Genomic DNA, 15,893 nt, shown 5'->3' with positions numbered 1-15,893 from the left:
AGGGGCAGTGCAGGAAGGCGCGTCCGGTGGTTCGCCGGATGGCGGGGATGAATCAGCGCAGCAGGTACGGGATGTCGACCTTGACGGCGCCGGTCGGGCAGTCTTTCTCGCAGGGCATGCAGTACCAGCACTCGTCGAAGGCCATGTAAGCCTTTTGCGTGGCCGGGTTGATCGCCAGCAGGTCCATGGGGCAGACCTCCACGCAGACGGTGCAGCCTTTCTCGGCTATGCACTTGTCTTCGTCGATGGTGACCGGTGCGCTGCTGCGAAAGAAGATTTCCTGGGGTTGGTAGGCCATTTCACGGGGTCCTTGGGGCCTTCGGCCCTCTGTGTTATTCAGGCAGCGTCGGCTTTCACCCGCAGCCGGTCGTAAGCGGTCTGCTCCTGGGCATCCAACGCGATCAGGTAAGGCTCGACCGCTTTCTTGAAACTGGTCATTTCACCGTTTTCGCCTTTTTTCAGGTGGCAATGGCAGAACCATTCGCCATCATTGCGCTCAGGAAAGTCGACCCGGTGGTGGTAAAGGCCCCAACGGCTCTCCTCGCGGAACAACGAGGCGCGTGCCGCCATCTCGGCACAATCGCGGATCACCGACACTTCCATGGCACGCATCAGCTCATGGGGATTGCTGGCTTTCATCTGGTCGAGATCACGCTCGATCTCGGCAAAGCGCGCCAGGCCGATTTCCATTTTCTTGGTCACCTTCGGCGGCTGCAGGTAATCGTTCACCATGCGTCGCAGCTTGTATTCCACCTGCGCGGGTGGCAGGCCATGCTCACGCTGCAGCGGGGCGAATACCCGTGCGCGCTCACGCTCGACTTGAGCGGAATCGACCTCGGCAAATTCGCGCCCGGCTACGTACTGCGCCGCGTTGATGCCGGCAAACCAGCCATAGGTGAAGGCCCCGAGCATGTAGTTGTGCGGCACCGCAGCCATGTCACCGGCGGCATACAGGCCCTTCACGCTGGTCTCGGCCTTCTCGTTGACCCACACGCCCGAGGCCGAGTGCCCGGAACAGAAGCCGATTTCCGAGATATGCATTTCGACCATGTGCTGGCGGTAGTCGGTGCCACGCCCGGCGTGGAACTGGCCACGGCTGGGGCGCTCGTTGCTGTGCAGGATCTCTTCGATGTTCTGGATGGTTTCTTCGGCCAGGTGGTCGAGCTTGAGGAACACCGGGCCGTTGCCGCCTTCGAGTTCCTGATGGAACTCCCACATCATCTGCCCGCTCCAGTAGTCGCACTCGATGAAGCGCTCGCCCTTGCTGTTGGCGGTGTAGCCGCCCAGCGGGCCAGTGACGTAGGCGCAGGCCGGGCCGTTGTAGTCCTTGATCAGCGGGTTGATCTGGAAGCACTCGAGGTTGGCCAGCTCGGCACCGGCGTGGTAGGCCATCGCATAGCCGTCGCCGGCATTGGTCGGGTTCTCGTAGGTGCCCATCAGGTAACCCGACGATGGCAGGCCCAGGCGCCCGGCGGCACCGCAGGCGAGGATCACGGCCTTGGCCCGCACCACGCGGAACTCGCCGCTACGGCAATCGAAGCCCAGTACACCGGCAGCGGCACCTTCGGCATCGAGCAGCACTCGGGTACAGACCATGCGGTTGCTGATCTCGACCCGGGCGCGCTTGAGCTGGCGGTAAAGCACCTTCTTGATGTCGTGGCCTTCGGGCATGGGCAGCACGTAGGCGCCCATGTGGTGGACCTTCTTCACCGCGTAGTCGCCGGTTTCATCCTTTTCGAACTTCACCCCCCAGCGGTCAAGCTGCTCGATCGTCTCGAAACTGTGGGTGGCATACGCATGCACGGCGGCCTGGTTGACGATGCCGTCGTTGGCCACGGTGATTTCCTTGGTGTACTGCTCAGGCGTGGCATGGCCAGGGATGATGGCGTTGTTCAGGCCGTCCATGCCCATGCTGATGGCACCGCTGCGCTTGACGTTGGCCTTGTCCAGCAACAGTACGCGCAGGTGCTTGTCGTGCTCCTTGGCCTTGATCGCCGCCATCGGCCCGGCGGTGCCGCCACCGATGACGATGATGTCGTAGTCCTGGGTCTCGATGCTCATGCCTTGCTCCCCTTCTGGCGGTCGATGCGCAGGCGGTACTGGAAGGCATCGCCGCGGTAGTACAGGTGTTCGAAGTCCAGTGGCGTGCCGTCGGCGGCGTGGGTCAGGCGTTCGATGCGCATGATCGGCGCGCCTTCTTCCACTTCCAGCGCCTGGGTCAGGTCGCTGTCGGCCAGCACTGCGTCAATGGCCAGGTCAGCGTGCCCCAGGGCGATGCCGCAGTCGTTTTCCAGCAGTAGGAAGATGTCGCGGGTGACCAGGTCGGCCTTTTCCAGCTTTTCGCCAACGGCCTTGGGCAACCAGGTCAGCTCCAGCGACACCGGCTCGCGATTGATCAGCCGTACCCGGCGGATCTCGGTAACCAGGCTGCCCTCCTCGACCTGCAGCCGCGCGGCGACCAGCGCATTGGCCGGCACATGGCGGAAGCTGCGCAGGCGGTTGATCACTTCGTAGCCCATCTGCGTCAGCGACTCGCCCAGGCCCTGCAGGGTGCTGACGTTCTGGAACGCCTTGGGCTTGGCGACGAAGGTGCCTTTGCCGTGGATCTTGAAGATCAGCCCTTCTTTCTGCAGATCACCCAGCGCCTGGCGCACGGTGATACGGCTGACCTCGAACGCCTTGCCCAGCTCGCTTTCCGAGGGCATGCGGCTATGCGGTGGGTAAGTACCGTCGAGGATGCGCTCGCGCAGCAATTCCTTCAGCTGGGTGTAAAGCGGTACCGGGGACAGGGGGAGCAGTTCGGCCATGGGTCTCTTCGCTGATTCGATGACTTGTTATAACAAGTTGTGACCAGAGAATAGAGGGCATAAGAACCCACAGTGAAATACTGATATCGCATATGGATAGATAGATTTTCGCTGGCCTGGGCCGGGCGCAGTGGAAAAACAGCCATAGATCAAGGCGATGGACGCCGCCGAATCAGATGGGTATCATGCGTGCGCATTGCACTCGTAGCTCAGCTGGATAGAGTACTGCCCTCCGAAGGCAGGGGTCGTGGGTTCGAATCCCGCCGAGTGCGCCATATCAGAAAGCCCTGGGATCACTCCCGGGGCTTTTTCATTTGTGCGACATGTCGCGTTCCTGGCACTCCCGTGCCATGGGTCATTGATGTTAGCGTGGGTCCCCTCCCGTTTCCGACGGGCACCCCATAACAATGATTCGCGAAGGAATGCGCGCTCATGCACCTGAAAAAGCTCACCTCCACCGCCCTGCTGCTGGCCAGTATCGGCCTGTTCACCCAACCGGCCCAGGCCAACCTGACCCAGCAACAGTCTGCCGCCATCGTCAAAGCCTTCGACGGCAGCAACCCGGCCGACTTCAAGCAGTTCCTCGGCAAACTCAAAGGTAGCGACCTGGCCAAGGCCGACAACCTCGCTGCCACCCTGGACACCTACCTGGCCGGCAAGCCGCTCGCAGCCGAGCAACAGAACGAGATCAACCGCCTGCTCGGCCTGTACACCCGCATCAAGTACGCCAAGGCCGCCACGGAAAACCTGCGCGAGCTGGTGGCCATCCCCACCTTCAGCGTCGACGGTGTACCCCAGCACGAGAACCCCGAGTTTCTGAAGATCGCCGACAAGATCAAGGCCCTGGCCGAAAGCTTCGGCCTGGCCTTCCGCAACGTCGACAACCGCGTCTACGAGATTACCCTGGGCGAAGGCAAGGAAGTGGTCGGCATCCACGCCCACGCTGACGTGGTGCCGGTCAACCCGGACAACTGGAAGCTGGCCGACGGCACCCGCCTCGACCCGTTCAAGGTCACCCTGGTCGGCGACCGCATGTACGGCCGTGGCACCGAGGACGACAAGAACGGCATCATCGTCGCGCTGTATGCGCTGAAAGTGGCCAAGGACGAAAACCTGCCACTGGCCCGGCAGTTCAAGCTGCTGATCGACACCACCGAAGAAACCAGCGGCGACGCCATCCCCTATTACTTCGAGCGCAATCCTACCCCCGACTACAACCTGGCGCTGGATGGCGGCTACCCGGTGGTGATTGCCGAGAAAGGCTACGGCACGGTCATGGCCAGTTTCAGCAAACGCCCGGCCACGGGCCAAGGTGCGGAAATCGTCAACCTGACCGGTGGCCTGGCGACCAACCAGATTCCAACCACATCGGTAGCGACCCTGGTGGCAGACAACCCGGCCGGGCTGGCAGAACGCCTGGAGAAGGCCGGTGCTGACTATGTGAAGCGTAATGGCAATGACTTCAGCATCGATGCCAAGGTCGACGGCAAGAACGTGCTGCTCACCGTGACCGGCGTTTCTGCCCACTCCTCGGAGCCAGAGTCCGGCGTCAACCCGGTGGCGCGCATGCTCGACTTCCTCAATGGCCTGGGCCAGCAAGTGCCGCTCAAGCACAACCACTTCACCGACGCCGCCCGCTACGCCGCCGACAACTGGGGCCTGGACTACCTGGGCAAGCAGCTCGGCATCGGCTTCGAAGACACGTTCATGGGCCCGCTGACCACCTCGCTGACCTTCGTCGGCGTGGATGACAAGGGCCTGAAGCTGGCCGTGAACCTGCGCATTCCCAAAGGCAAGCCACTGGCCACGCTCAAGGACCAACTGGCCGACAAGCTGGGCAAATGGACCCGCCAGAGCCACACCTCGGTCGCCTTCGACTACAGCCTCGACGAGCCGATGTTCCGAAACCCCGAAGGCGAATGGGTCAAGGCGCTGCTCGATGTGGCCAGCGAGAACCTGGGCATGAAACACGCATTCGGCACCTCGGCCGGCGCCACCTCGGTGCATGACCTGCCCAACGGCGTGCAGTTCGGCCTGGCCATGCCGGATGTGAAGTACACCGGGCACAATGACAACGAGTTCAAGACCGTGGAACAGTTCATGCTCGACCTGCAGGTTGTGAGCGAGATGGTGGCGCGGATCGGGCAGATGCCGAAGCTTTGAGTCCGCTGTACAGGAAACGACCATGACGTTTTTCAATCGACTCCATGCCGTTTCCTGCATTGCCGTGCAGGCCTGCGTGCCGGATGCTTTATTTACTCCAAGCGCTCGTCTTTTCCACCCGCAGAGGCCCGTATGAAGACCGTCGAACAAATCCTCAAGACCAAGTCCCAGCACCAGACCGTGTACACCATCGGCCCGGATGACTCGGTGCTCGACGCCCTGAAACTGCTGGCAGACAAAAACGTCGGTGCCTTGCCAGTCGTCGAAAACGGCCAGGTGGTCGGGATCGTCAGTGAACGGGACTATGCACGCAAGCTGGTGCTCAAGGGCCGCTCCTCGGCCGCCACGCCGGTGCGCGAAATCATGAGCGCGCCGGTGATCACGGTTGAGCCGAAGAAGAACCTGGATTACTGCATGCAGCAAATGACCGACCGCCACCTGCGCCACCTGCCAGTCGTGGAGGACGGCAAACTGCTCGGGCTGCTGTCGATCGGTGACCTGGTGAAGGAAACCATCGCCGAGCAGGCCGGCCTGATCAAGCAGCTGGAGCAGTACATCCGCGGCGAATGACTGCGCGTCAGTGGTAGGCGCGCTCCAGTTCGTCCAGCTGATGGTCGAAACTGCGCAGGCGCGCCGACCAGGTGTACACCAGTACCTCCAGGTCACGATTGAGCACGGCGGTATTGCCATGGCCGTTGCTCGACGGCTCGCACAGGTCCAGCTGATAGCGCTCGCGGGCCATGGCCGTGGCCACGCTGGACAGGTCGCGGGCATTGGCCAGCCAGTGATGGTGATGGTCGTGGATTTCCCGGTCGAGTGCCCGGCACTGGCGTTTCAGCGCATCCAGGCTCTGCTCCAGCGGAGTGCCCTTGAGCTCGCCCATCACCTCCTCGAAGGTGCGCCCGGAATGCCAGTAGCTGCCCCAGAAATAGCGGTCGAACACCGTTTCGACGCGGCGTAGCGCGACCTTGGTGTTCCAGATGGTCAGCAATGTTCGCCCCTGAATCACTTCGCGCTTGTTCAGGCGCAACTGCTGCCAGGCAATCCAGGTCAACGCCACCAGCACGACCGCGCCGGTGACGGCGGCGGCAGCGTAGAGGAACTGTATCGCCTGGTTCATTTGCTGGGTGTGGCGGATGCCGTAGAAGTAACCGGCCGTCAGGGTGCCCAGGATCGTCACGGAGCACCAGAAACCTGGTGCGTAGGGATCTTTCATCACGCTATCCCCTCTTGTTTTCCCTGAGCATAGCAACGGCCAATCACTCGTCAGGTGCCGCTCGGCACTTTATTTTCGGGGGCGGCGCAGCGCTTCGTTGAGTTGATCGAAAGGCACCGCCCAATCGGCATCTTCAATGATGCTTTCCTTCAGGAAGGCGCGCTGGGAGTCGGTCCAGAACGGCGCATCCACCAGCTTGGTCTCGTTCTTCAACGGTGAATGGCTGGTGATGAACTGGTCAATGCTCTGCGCGTCGTCGGGCAGGCCCAGTTGCTTGAACAGCTCGGCGAATGGATGAATCGGTGCGTCCATGGTTCCTCCTGTGTGCCGGGCGGGCCGTCCACGACGCCAGCCCGGCATTGGCTTGAAAACATCAGCACAGCTCGCGTACTTCGGCTTGCGGTACCAGTTTCAGGTACTGCTCCATGCTCATGTGGATCAGGTGATCGTGGTCACCCGCCTCCAGGTAGACATCGCCCTGGCGGGTAAGACTCGAATCGAGCAGCATCTTGATCTGATAGGCGTCACCCATTGCCGGGATGGCGCCCCTTTCGCAATCGCCGAACAGCATTGGCAAATTGCTTTCGCGGGTCAGTTGCCAGGCGCCGGACATGCGCACCTTGCTCATGTCCATGTGCCGGTTGGCCGGTAGCACGGCCATGATGTAGTTGCCATGACGGTCGTCGAGCATGACCGACTTGGCCACCCGCTCGGCAGGTACGCCAGCCGTGCGCGCCGACTCAAGGCTGGTGGCCGAGTGTGGGTGGGGAATGATGTCGTAATCGCAGTTGGCCTGGTCCAGGCGCTGCTGCAGGGTCTTGGCCATACGCATGATGCACCTCCGGTTTCGCCCCCCAACTTCCAATTTTAGGCCTTGGGCCGGCCGGCATGGCTAAACTTCTAGCAGAGAGGTCAACGAGGTGACGACAGGTGATCACTCGATGTTGCCGCTACGTGCTGCTGATTCTGCTTGGCCTTGCTCCGGCGGGCCTGGCAGCGCCCGGTGGCGTCTGGGTGCTGGACATCGATGACGCCATCGGCCCGGCCAGCGCCGACTACCTGGTGCGCAACCTCGAGCAGGCCAAGGCCCAGGGTGCCCAGTTGGTGGTGCTGCGCCTGGACACCCCCGGCGGGCTGGACAGCGCCATGCGCCAGATGATCAAGGCGATTCTCGCAAGCCCTGTGCCGGTCGCCAGCTACGTTGCCCCCAGTGGCGCCCGTGCCGCCAGCGCCGGCACTTACATCCTGTATGCCAGCCATGTCGCCGCCATGGCCCCGGGGACCAACCTCGGCGCCGCCACGCCCGTGCAGATCGGTGGGCCGTCCGGGGTGCCGAAGGATGACAAGGCCAAGCCCGGCGACGACGAACAGACCCTGGCCCGCAAACAGGTCAATGATGCCGCTGCCTACATCCGTGGCCTGGCACAACTGCGCGGACGCAACGCCGACTGGGCGGAACAGGCGGTGCGCGAGGCGGTCAGCCTGTCGGCCAGTGAGGCGCTGCGCCTGAAGGTGATCGACCAGGTGGCCAACGACCTGCCCGACCTGATGCGTCAGCTCGACGGCAAGACGCTGGTCGCTGCCGGCCAGCCGCAGCACCTGCAAACCCGCGATGCCGCCTTGGTCGAGCATCTGCCGGACTGGCGCACGCGCCTGCTGGCCGTCATCACCAACCCCAGCGTGGCGCTGATCCTGATCATGATCGGGGTGTACGGCCTGCTGTTCGAGTTCATGAACCCAGGCTCGGCACTGGGCGGCGTGGTCGGTGGCATCTGCCTGCTGCTGGCGCTTTACGCCTTGCAATTGTTGCCGGTGAGCTTCGCCGGTGTGGCGCTGATCCTGCTCGGTATCGCCTTCATGATCGCCGAGGCGTTCCTGCCGAGCTTCGGCGTGGTTGGCTTCGGCGGCATCGTGGCCTTCGTCGTTGGCGCCGTGATCCTGATCGACACCGATGCTCCAGGTTTCGGCATCCCGCTGGTGCTGATCGCCACCCTCGCCGTGCTTTCGGCGCTGCTCATCGGCGGTGTGCTGGGCATGGCCATCAAGGCGCGACGACGGGCGCCGGTCAGCGGTGACGCCGGCCTGGTCGGCAGCCTGGTGATGGTCACCCAGGTGATGGCGGACAACCCGTTCTGTGGTTCGGTACAGGCCCAGGGCGAACAATGGCAAGTCCAGTGCACCACGCCGCTGCAGGCCGGGCAGAACGTCCGGGTCACGGCACGCCATGGCGTGATGCTGGAAGTGAGCGCCGCCGCGCCCGCGGCGCAAGGAGACTGACGATGTTCATGCAAGTGGGTTTCGGTGCCGTGCTGATCGTGCTGGCCATGCTGGTACTGTCGGCATTCCGCATCCTGCGCGAGTACGAGCGTGGCGTGGTGTTCCAGTTGGGGCGCTTCTGGCAGGTCAAGGGGCCGGGGCTGATCCTGCTGATCCCGGTCATCCAGCAGATGGTCCGGGTCGACCTGCGTACCGTGGTGCTGGATGTGCCGCCACAGGATGTGATCACCCGCGACAACGTGTCAGTGAAGGTCAATGCGGTGGTGTATTTCCGCGTGCTCGACCCGCAGAAGGCGATCATCCAGGTCGAGGACTTCCTCGTCGCCACCAGCCAGCTGGCCCAGACCACCTTGCGTGCGGTGCTGGGCAAGCACGAGCTGGACGAACTGCTGGCCGAGCGCGAGCAGCTGAATTCGGACATTCGCCAGGTACTGGATGCACAGACCGATGCCTGGGGCATCAAGGTCGCCAACGTCGAGATCAAGCACGTCGACCTCAACGAATCGATGGTCCGCGCCATCGCCCGGCAGGCGGAGGCCGAACGGGAACGGCGGGCCAAGGTGATCCATGCCGAGGGCGAGCTGCAGGCGTCGGAGAAGTTGATGCAGGCCGCGCAGATGCTCAGCAAGGAGCCGGGGGCCATGCAGTTGCGTTACATGCAGACGCTGGGGGCGATTGCCGGGGACAAGAGCTCGACCATTGTCTTTCCGTTGCCGGTCGACTTGCTCAAGGGGTTGGTGGACAAGCAGAAATGACCGGGGGCGCTTTGCGCCCCAGGGATTTGTCAGATCGGCGCCCGGCGCAAAGTGGCGAGGAAGGTCGCCGCGCCGATGAACAGCCCGGCAAAGGTCCGGTTCAGGCGCTTCTGCTGCTTGGGCGTGCGCAGCAGGCGCAACACCCGCGAAGCCAGCCCGGTGTAACCCGCCATCACCAGCATGTCGACGCAGATCATGGTCACGGTGATCGCGATGTACTGTGGCAGCAACGGCGCGTGCGGGTTGATGAACTGCGGCAGCACCGCCAGCATGAACACCAGCGCCTTGGGGTTGCTGACGTTGACCAGGAAACCGCGGAACACCAGGCTCAGTGGCTTGCCGATCGGGCGCACGCCGGACTCATCGGTCATGTCCATGGGCAAGGCACGCCACTGCTTGTAGGCCAGGTACACCAGATAACCGACACCGAACCACTTGATGATCTGGAAGGCCGTGGCGGAAGCCGCGAGGATGGCGCCGACGCCGGCGGCAATGATGGCGATCTGCACGATCAGGCCCAGCTGCAGGCCCAGGGCATTCCAGTATCCACGCCAGAAGCCGTACTGTAGCCCGCTGGACATCGAGGCAATCGCCCCGGCACCCGGCGACAGGCTGATTACCCAGCACGCGGCAAAGAAGCCCAACCACACTTCCATCGACATCACACACCTCGCTCAACAGTTGTTGCAAAACGTTAAGCTAAGGTTTTGGCGAAAAAATAACCAGCAAATTCTTCGGGATTTCCATCGCCTGCACTGGCCCTTGTAGGAGCGGATTCATCCGCGATTGAGCCAGCTCAGGCGACAGAGAACTTTCAGGACAGCGCTTCCAACTCAGCCTGCATGCTCTCGAGGGTTTCCAGGGCCTCCATCCATGCCTCCTCCAACTCACCCTCGCGCTGCTTGAGCTTGGTCTGCCGAGCCAGCAGATCGCGCAACTCATCCTTGCGCGCCGCCTCGTACACACCACCGTCACCCAGCGCTGTCTCGACCTCGGCCAGCTGCGCATGCACCTGGTTGAGTTCGGTCTCCAGCTTGTCGGCTGCCTTCTTGTGCGGTGCCAACTGCTGGCGCAAGGCCGCCGCCGCCTGACGCTGGGCCTTCTTGTCGGTCTTGTCCGGATTGACCGGAGCGTTGCTGGCCGGCGCACTGCGCTGGCGGTACTCGACCAGCCAGCGGCTGTAGTCGTCGAGGTCGCCATCGAAGGTCTCGACCTTGCCATCGGCCACCAGCAGGAAGTCGTCAGTGGTGCTCTTGAGCAGGTGACGGTCGTGGGAAACCACCACCACGGCACCGGCAAATTCCTGCAGCGCCATGGTCAGCGCCAGGCGCATTTCCAGGTCGAGGTGGTTGGTCGGTTCGTCAAGCAGCAGCAGGTTCGGCCGCTCCCAGGCAATCAGCGCCAGGGCCAGACGGGCCTTCTCGCCACCGGAGAAATTCACCACCGGCTCGTCGACGCGGTCGCCATGGAAGTCGAAGCCGCCAAGGAAGTCGCGCAGGGTCTGCTCGCGCTCGGTCGGCGCAATGCGCTGCAGGTGCAAGAGCGGGCTGGCCTTGTCGTCCAGCGAGTCGAGCTGGTGCTGGGCGAAGTAGCCGACGGCGAGGTTCTCGCCACGCACCAGGCGGCCCGACAACGGCTCGAGCTCACCGGCGAGGTTCTTGATCAGCGTCGACTTGCCGGCGCCGTTGGGGCCGAGCAGGCCGATGCGTGCACCCGGGACCAGCTGCAGCTTGACCTTGTCGAGGATCGCCTTGTCGCCATAGCCCAGGCGGCCTTCGGACAGGCTCAGCAGCGGGCTGGAGATTTTCTGCGACTCGCGGAAGACGAAGTCGAACGGCGAATCGACATGCGCCGCCGACAGCTCTTCCATGCGCTCCAGGGCCTTGATCCGGCTTTGCGCCTGACGGGCCTTGGTGGCCTGGGCCTTGAAGCGGGCGATGTACTTTTCCATGTGCGCGCGCTGCGCCTGCTGCTTCTCGTAGGCCTGTTGCTGCTGCGCCAGGCGCTCGGCACGGGTGCGCTCGAAGGCGCTGTAGCCGCCCTTGTACAGGTTTAGCTTGCGCTGCTCGACGTGCAGCACATGGTCGACCACGGCATCGAGGAAATCGCGGTCGTGGGAGATCAGCAACAGCGTGCCCGGGTAACCCTTGAGCCAGTCTTCCAGCCACAGGATCGCATCGAGGTCGAGGTGGTTGGTCGGCTCGTCGAGCAGCAGCAGGTCGGACGGGCACATCAGCGCCTGGGCCAGGTTCAGGCGCATCCGCCAGCCACCGGAGAAGTCACCGACGCGGCGGTCCATCTGCTCGTTGGTGAACCCCAGGCCAGCCAGCAATTTACGGGCGCGGGCATCGGCGGTGTAGCCGTCGGCAACTTCCAGCTCACTGTGCAGGCGCGCCAGGGCGGTGCCGTCATGGGCCTGCTCGGCCACGGCCAGTTCGGCCTGAACCTTGCGCAGACGGGCGTCACCGTCGAGCACATAGTCCACGGCCAGGCGGTCGAGGGTATCGACTTCCTGACGCATGTGGGCAATGCGCCAGTCGCCGGGCAGCTGGCAATCGCCGGCATCGGGCGACAGCTCGCCGCGCAGCAGGGCGAACAGGCTGGATTTTCCGGCGCCGTTGGCGCCGATCAGGCCGGCCTTGTGACCGGCGTGCAGGGTCATCTCGGCGCCTTCTAGCAAGCGCTGCGGACCACGCTGTAAAGTGAGGTTGGATAGTCTGATCATAGTGGTCGCGGAGTCTACCAGCTTCCTCGGCCCGCAGCGTGAGTGGAATCATGTACACCGACCTGTGGAATCACGCCCTGGCGCTGTATGCCCGCCCGGGAGTCGAAACGGCCTGCCTGGAATTACAGGCGATGGGGGGCGACGTCTGCCTGCTGCTGTGCGCGACCTGGCTGCAGGCACGTGCCGTCGCCTTCAGTGACGCGCGCGCCCAGGCCCTGCGTGCAGTTGCCGGGCCATGGCAACACGAGGTGGTAGCGCCGTTACGCAGCCTGCGCCAGCAATGGCGCACGCCCGCGCAGCACGATCCACACCTGGCGGTGTTGCGTGAGCAAGTGAAGGGGCTGGAGCTACAAGCGGAGAAGCAGTTGCTGCAACGGCTGGAAACCTGCGCGCAACAATGGCCGACAGGCTCGCACGAACCCACGGACGACTGGCTGGACGGGCTGGCACCGGACCAAGCCCGTGGCCACGACGCGCTGGTTGACTTGCGCGTCGCGGCCGCAGGGCTTCAGGAGGCCGAAGACGGCGTCTGAGCTGGGGTGCTGGCGGATGCCGAAGGCGTGGCGGGAGCGGCTGAGCTGGTCGCTGGCGCGCTGGCGGCTGGAGTAGCCGGTTTGGCTTCGACAGATTTGGCTGCTGCGGGTTTTGCCGGAGCCTTTGCCGGAGCCTTTGCTGCAGGCTTGGCTGCGGCTGCTTTGGCCGGTGCTTTGGCAGCAGCAGGTTTGGCTGCTGGTTTGGCTGGAGCCTTGGCCACAGCTGGTTTAGCGGCAGGCTTGGCTGCTGCGGATTTAGCGGCGGCAGGTTTGGCAGCTGGCTTGGCGGCAGCGGTTCTGGCCGGGGTCTTGGCTGCTGCAGGCTTGGCTGGAGCCTTGGCAGCTACAGGTTTCGCAGCGGGTTTGGCGGCAGGTTTGGCGGTAGCAGGCTTGGCGGCGGCGGTTCTGGCCGGGGCTTTGGCTGCTGCAGGCTTCGCTGCTGTGGGCTTGGCGGCCGCTGGTTTGGCTGCAGGCTTGGCGGCGGCCGCGCGGGCTGGGGCCTTGGTCGCGGCGGGTTTGGCCGGGGCCTTGGCGGCCGGTTTCGCGGCACTGCGGGCCGGGGCCTTGGCGGCAGCCGGTTTCACGTTCTTGGCAGCCACTGCACGCTGGTCGAGTACCTTGCCAGCGGCCTCACGCACCTTGCCGACACCTTGAGCCAGTTTCAGACTTTCCTGGGCATCACGCTTGAGTTGCTGAATGTAGGTACGCGTCTGAGTCTGGCGCTCCTTGAGCGAGTCGAGCAACTCTTCAAGTTCACCAATAACCTTTTGCGCCTTGTTCTGTGCCTTGGCTTTGCCTGCCTTGGCCGCATCCTGCAACTTCAGGCGACCGTTGTGCAGTTTCTCCTGGGCTTTGCCGCGCTGCTTTTCCAACTTGGCCAGCAGTTTCTCCGCATCAGCCAGCGCTTGCGAGCAGGCCTCTTCCAAGTGTTCGAGCAGGCTGCCCGAAAGTTGCTGGAGCAGGTGTAACGGCGTATTCACTGGCTTCTTTTTGGCCGACATGGTTTACCTCCTGGCTGACGAGATTGCGGCTCATACTATGCTTCTGCTGCTACCGCCGCTAGGGCATGTTGACAGTATTGATGGCGCCGCGTTGCATGCCTGGGCAAAGTTGTTATCTTGCAGCTCCGTGCAAGTGTAGTTGCTTAACAAAACGTTGCAGGATTTTGCCTGAAGTAAGGTGTTTCCCGGGTGCATGACATGAGTCATTTATCGCTGCATAGATCGAGCGCCGCCCGCGCGGCGCATCGCAGGCAAGCCTGCTCCTACATTTGTTTCGGGCCAATATATCCTGCGTCCCATGCGCGCGGACCCTGGGTGCATGACGCGATATCGAAAGGTACAAACAAGGGGGCGCGCGCCAATGCATCAGAATTACTTGGCCCGAAACAAATGTAGGAGCAGGCTTGCCTGCGATGCGCCGCGCGGGCGGCGCTCGATCTCAACAACAACACATCCATCACGGCGAACACCCAAGCCATTACACACACCTGGAACAGAACCTGACCATGCCTCGTTATCTTGTTTTCGGCCTATGCCTGATAGCGCCGTTGGCCTTGGCCGATACCGCTCCTGCCAATGATCACGACCTGGCCTACAGCCTCGGCGCCAGCCTGGGTGAGCGCCTGCGCCAGGAAGTGCCCGGCCTGCAACTGGATGCGCTGGTCGAAGGCCTGCGCCAGTCCTATCAGGGCCAGCCATTGCAGCTCGACAAGGCGCGGATGGCGGCCATTCTCCAGCAGCACGAAGAGCAGGCCAGCAGCGCTGCCGAACAAGCCGAAGCAACGAAGTTGCAAGCCGTGGAAACTCGCTTCCTGGCCAACGAGCGGGCCCGTGCCGGCGTGCACGAGCTGCCGGAAGGCGTGCTGTACAGTGAGCTGAAAGCAGGTAATGGCATGCAACCCAAGGCCGGCGGCAAAGTGCAGGTGCGCTATGTCGGCAGGTTGCCAGATGGTTCGGTGTTCGACCAGAACCAGCAGCCGCAGTGGTTCAGCCTGGACTCGGTGATCGAGGGCTGGCAGGTGGCGCTGCCACACATGAAAGCGGGTTCGACCTGGCGCCTGGTGATCCCCTCGGCACAGGCCTATGGCGCCGAGGGCGCGGGTGACCTGATCGCGCCCTACACGCCGCTGGTGTTCGAGATCGAGCTGCTCGCCGTCGGCGACTGACGCCCAGCGTCAGACCTCGACCGCCCCCTCTTCCTTGTGCGCGGTGTGCAACACCTCGATCAGGCAATCTTCGAGCTCGAAGCGCTCGCGCAAAAGGCCGCCGAGCTTGCCCAGCTTGTCGGCAAAACGCTCGATGTCCCGGCAGTCGCCCTTCTCGCAATGGTCATTGAAGGCCAGTGCGATCTGCGTGCTTTCGTCGATGCGCGGATTGATCTGCGTGGCCAGTTCAAGGCCTCGCGCATCGCCAAATGCCTTGGCTTCCTCGATCAGCTGCCCGCTGACTTCAAAATGCCAAGCCGAAACGTAGTCGACCAGGATGGCGCAGAAATCCCGGTTCTTGTCCTTGTCCGCAAAAGCCGGCCTGGCCTCGCGCAAGGTGCGGAAAGCCTGAACCAGCTCCTCGCGCTCCTCGAGCCAACGGTCGATCAGCTTGTGAACCCCACCCCAGCGTTCCTGGGCGTTCTGACAACTATCGAGCATGGCGATCTCTTCCCTTCTGGGTAGATGCCGCTGCACCTCGCACCACGACCGTGCAGCACAAAGGTGACATCAGCAGGACGGCATCGAGCAGTTGTGTTTTCGGTATGCGTGCTGGGAGATTATTCCCGCGCGTGCTTAGCATCAAGGTACGCAGCAGACAAAGTTCATACAAGTGTTTAATACCCCGATGCACCACCATTGGTCGCGCTATCGGCCACCAGCATGCGCCAGGTCAAGGATTGCCAAGTGAGCGGAAACGATACGCCAGCAGGCAGCTCAAGGGCAGCGCCGCCAGCAGCAGAAACGCCAGCAGGCTCCACTCCGGCAAGGTCAGGTCGAGAAAGCTCCAGGTCAGCGAGCTGCAATCGGGGCCGCCCAGCAACAGTTGCCGCGCAGCTTCACGCCACGACTGTTCGAACATGTGCCCGATGGGTAACGGGCAAAAATGGCTCGTGTCACTCGCGCCCTGCAACCACACATGCCGTGCCGCCAGCAAAGCACCACTGGCCGCGCACAGCAGCGCTGCCTGTGCATAACGCCGTGCCCCGGCAATACCAGGCGCATGCAGCGCCGCACAGAGGCACACCAGTGCATACACAGCCAGCAATATCCGTTGGCTGAAACACAGCGGGCAAGGCACAAGCCCAACGACACTTTCGAGATAGAAAGACGCGCCCAGCACTGCCAGCGAAGCAAGGCATGCCGGAATGAAAAGCGTGCGCAGACTGGCCATCGGCATGGGAAGAAAGGTCCCGGGAAAGTTGAAGTGG

17 protein-coding genes and 1 tRNA gene are annotated in these 15,893 nt (G+C 63.1%); 7 read left to right on the top strand and 11 right to left on the bottom strand.

What is annotated here, in order from left to right:
• Positions 1-52: 52 nt before the first annotated feature.
• The 3 genes from ACIPZ8_RS13065 to ACIPZ8_RS13055 are packed head-to-tail and all read right to left on the bottom strand — an operon-like array spanning position 53 to position 2,807.
• The gene (locus tag ACIPZ8_RS13065; RefSeq protein WP_008096634.1) at positions 53-298 is read right to left on the bottom strand and encodes a ferredoxin family protein; all 246 of its coding nucleotides are present in this window, start codon (positions 296-298) and stop codon (positions 53-55) included.
• A gap of 38 nt (positions 299-336) precedes the next feature.
• Positions 337-2,061, bottom strand: coding sequence for a fumarate reductase/succinate dehydrogenase flavoprotein subunit (locus tag ACIPZ8_RS13060; RefSeq protein WP_400723503.1), 1,725 nt, complete (start codon positions 2,059-2,061; stop codon positions 337-339).
• Positions 2,058-2,807: a GntR family transcriptional regulator gene (locus tag ACIPZ8_RS13055; protein WP_400723500.1), complete on the bottom strand. Its 750-nt coding sequence runs from the start codon at positions 2,805-2,807 to the stop codon at positions 2,058-2,060. Before ACIPZ8_RS13055 ends, ACIPZ8_RS13060 begins: the two co-directional genes overlap by 4 nt.
• Before the next feature lie 198 nt (positions 2,808-3,005).
• Here ACIPZ8_RS13055 and ACIPZ8_RS13050 point away from each other — a divergent pair.
• The 3 genes from ACIPZ8_RS13050 (at position 3,006) to ACIPZ8_RS13040 (ending at position 5,540) form a co-directional block, all read left to right on the top strand.
• Positions 3,006-3,082: transfer RNA gene (locus tag ACIPZ8_RS13050), tRNA-Arg, on the top strand.
• A gap of 157 nt (positions 3,083-3,239) precedes the next feature.
• Positions 3,240-4,970 carry a dipeptidase gene (locus ACIPZ8_RS13045; protein ID WP_400723497.1) on the top strand — a complete coding sequence of 577 codons (1,731 nt, stop codon included), beginning with the start codon at positions 3,240-3,242 and terminating at the stop codon, positions 4,968-4,970.
• Between the two features lie 132 nt (positions 4,971-5,102).
• Positions 5,103-5,540, top strand: a complete 438-nt coding sequence (locus tag ACIPZ8_RS13040) for a CBS domain-containing protein (RefSeq protein WP_400723494.1) — start codon at positions 5,103-5,105, stop codon at positions 5,538-5,540.
• A 7-nt stretch (positions 5,541-5,547) separates the two neighbouring features.
• Here ACIPZ8_RS13040 and ACIPZ8_RS13035 read toward each other — a convergent pair whose 3' ends face one another.
• From ACIPZ8_RS13035 to ACIPZ8_RS13025, 3 genes are all read right to left on the bottom strand, one after another.
• Positions 5,548-6,186 (bottom strand): NADH:ubiquinone oxidoreductase subunit N, encoded by a 639-nt coding sequence (locus tag ACIPZ8_RS13035; RefSeq protein WP_103448550.1) that lies wholly within the window; start codon positions 6,184-6,186, stop codon positions 5,548-5,550.
• 69 nt (positions 6,187-6,255) lie between these two features.
• Positions 6,256-6,498 (bottom strand): DUF2789 domain-containing protein, encoded by a 243-nt coding sequence (locus tag ACIPZ8_RS13030; protein ID WP_085678501.1) that lies wholly within the window; start codon positions 6,496-6,498, stop codon positions 6,256-6,258.
• A gap of 61 nt (positions 6,499-6,559) precedes the next feature.
• Complete coding sequence (locus ACIPZ8_RS13025) at positions 6,560-7,018, bottom strand: aminoacyl-tRNA deacylase (RefSeq protein ID WP_400723490.1); 459 nt, start codon at positions 7,016-7,018, stop codon at positions 6,560-6,562.
• Between the two features lie 98 nt (positions 7,019-7,116).
• On the opposite strand from ACIPZ8_RS13025, the gene ACIPZ8_RS13020 reads away from it, so the two are divergent.
• Positions 7,117-8,463 (top strand): nodulation protein NfeD, encoded by a 1,347-nt coding sequence (locus ACIPZ8_RS13020; RefSeq protein ID WP_400723487.1) that lies wholly within the window; start codon positions 7,117-7,119, stop codon positions 8,461-8,463.
• A gap of 2 nt (positions 8,464-8,465) precedes the next feature.
• On the top strand, positions 8,466-9,218 hold the full coding sequence (locus tag ACIPZ8_RS13015) for a slipin family protein (RefSeq protein WP_400723484.1): 753 nt from the start codon (positions 8,466-8,468) through the stop codon (positions 9,216-9,218).
• Between the two features lie 29 nt (positions 9,219-9,247).
• Here ACIPZ8_RS13015 and ACIPZ8_RS13010 read toward each other — a convergent pair whose 3' ends face one another.
• A complete protein-coding gene (locus ACIPZ8_RS13010; RefSeq protein WP_159412814.1) occupies positions 9,248-9,880 on the bottom strand; it encodes a LysE family transporter in 633 nt (210 codons plus the stop codon).
• A 152-nt stretch (positions 9,881-10,032) separates the two neighbouring features.
• On the bottom strand, positions 10,033-11,943 hold the full coding sequence (locus ACIPZ8_RS13005) for an ATP-binding cassette domain-containing protein (RefSeq protein WP_400723481.1): 1,911 nt from the start codon (positions 11,941-11,943) through the stop codon (positions 10,033-10,035).
• 50 nt (positions 11,944-11,993) lie between these two features.
• Here ACIPZ8_RS13005 and ACIPZ8_RS13000 point away from each other — a divergent pair, with 50 nt between their 5' ends.
• Positions 11,994-12,476, top strand: a complete 483-nt coding sequence (locus ACIPZ8_RS13000; RefSeq protein WP_400723478.1) for a TIGR02444 family protein — start codon at positions 11,994-11,996, stop codon at positions 12,474-12,476.
• Here ACIPZ8_RS13000 and ACIPZ8_RS12995 read toward each other — a convergent pair.
• Positions 12,452-13,477: an AlgP family protein gene (locus tag ACIPZ8_RS12995; RefSeq protein ID WP_400723475.1), complete on the bottom strand. Its 1,026-nt coding sequence runs from the start codon at positions 13,475-13,477 to the stop codon at positions 12,452-12,454. The two genes, ACIPZ8_RS13000 and ACIPZ8_RS12995, sit on opposite strands and share 25 nt — an antisense overlap.
• Before the next feature lie 506 nt (positions 13,478-13,983).
• Here ACIPZ8_RS12995 and ACIPZ8_RS12990 point away from each other — a divergent pair.
• Positions 13,984-14,643, top strand: coding sequence for an FKBP-type peptidyl-prolyl cis-trans isomerase (locus ACIPZ8_RS12990; protein WP_400723472.1), 660 nt, complete (start codon positions 13,984-13,986; stop codon positions 14,641-14,643).
• Between the two features lie 9 nt (positions 14,644-14,652).
• On the opposite strand, the gene rsd is transcribed toward ACIPZ8_RS12990, so the two are convergent.
• Both rsd and ACIPZ8_RS12980 read right to left on the bottom strand, forming a co-directional pair.
• Positions 14,653-15,123: a sigma D regulator gene (rsd, locus tag ACIPZ8_RS12985; RefSeq protein WP_400723469.1), complete on the bottom strand. Its 471-nt coding sequence runs from the start codon at positions 15,121-15,123 to the stop codon at positions 14,653-14,655.
• A 232-nt stretch (positions 15,124-15,355) separates the two neighbouring features.
• Positions 15,356-15,862 (bottom strand): disulfide bond formation protein B, encoded by a 507-nt coding sequence (locus tag ACIPZ8_RS12980; protein WP_400723466.1) that lies wholly within the window; start codon positions 15,860-15,862, stop codon positions 15,356-15,358.
• Between the last annotated feature and the right edge of the window lie 31 nt (positions 15,863-15,893).

The organism is Pseudomonas sp. NPDC089422, assembly GCF_044749405.1.
GTDB lineage: Bacteria > Pseudomonadota > Gammaproteobacteria > Pseudomonadales > Pseudomonadaceae > Aquipseudomonas.
Note: the sequence above shows the minus strand (reverse complement) of the source record. Positions and strands in the feature narration are given on the sequence as shown.

Bases quoted from the DNA above. Each gene is read 5' to 3' on its own strand.
- ACIPZ8_RS13065 (WP_008096634.1), bottom strand. From the start codon at position 298: ATGGCCTACCAACCCCAGGAAATCTTCTTTCGCAGCAGCGCACCGGTC.
- ACIPZ8_RS13060 (WP_400723503.1), bottom strand. From the start codon at position 2,061: ATGAGCATCGAGACCCAGGACTACGACATCATCGTCATCGGTGGCGGC.
- ACIPZ8_RS13055 (WP_400723500.1), bottom strand. From the start codon at position 2,807: ATGGCCGAACTGCTCCCCCTGTCCCCGGTACCGCTTTACACCCAGCTG.
- ACIPZ8_RS13045 (WP_400723497.1), top strand. From the start codon at position 3,240: ATGCACCTGAAAAAGCTCACCTCCACCGCCCTGCTGCTGGCCAGTATC.
- ACIPZ8_RS13040 (WP_400723494.1), top strand. From the start codon at position 5,103: ATGAAGACCGTCGAACAAATCCTCAAGACCAAGTCCCAGCACCAGACC.
- ACIPZ8_RS13035 (WP_103448550.1), bottom strand. From the start codon at position 6,186: ATGAAAGATCCCTACGCACCAGGTTTCTGGTGCTCCGTGACGATCCTG.
- ACIPZ8_RS13030 (WP_085678501.1), bottom strand. From the start codon at position 6,498: ATGGACGCACCGATTCATCCATTCGCCGAGCTGTTCAAGCAACTGGGC.
- ACIPZ8_RS13025 (WP_400723490.1), bottom strand. From the start codon at position 7,018: ATGCGTATGGCCAAGACCCTGCAGCAGCGCCTGGACCAGGCCAACTGC.
- ACIPZ8_RS13015 (WP_400723484.1), top strand. From the start codon at position 8,466: ATGTTCATGCAAGTGGGTTTCGGTGCCGTGCTGATCGTGCTGGCCATG.
- ACIPZ8_RS13010 (WP_159412814.1), bottom strand. From the start codon at position 9,880: ATGTCGATGGAAGTGTGGTTGGGCTTCTTTGCCGCGTGCTGGGTAATC.
- ACIPZ8_RS13005 (WP_400723481.1), bottom strand. From the start codon at position 11,943: ATGATCAGACTATCCAACCTCACTTTACAGCGTGGTCCGCAGCGCTTG.
- ACIPZ8_RS13000 (WP_400723478.1), top strand. From the start codon at position 11,994: ATGTACACCGACCTGTGGAATCACGCCCTGGCGCTGTATGCCCGCCCG.
- ACIPZ8_RS12995 (WP_400723475.1), bottom strand. From the start codon at position 13,477: ATGTCGGCCAAAAAGAAGCCAGTGAATACGCCGTTACACCTGCTCCAG.
- ACIPZ8_RS12990 (WP_400723472.1), top strand. From the start codon at position 13,984: ATGCCTCGTTATCTTGTTTTCGGCCTATGCCTGATAGCGCCGTTGGCC.
- rsd (WP_400723469.1), bottom strand. From the start codon at position 15,123: ATGCTCGATAGTTGTCAGAACGCCCAGGAACGCTGGGGTGGGGTTCAC.
- ACIPZ8_RS12980 (WP_400723466.1), bottom strand. From the start codon at position 15,862: ATGCCGATGGCCAGTCTGCGCACGCTTTTCATTCCGGCATGCCTTGCT.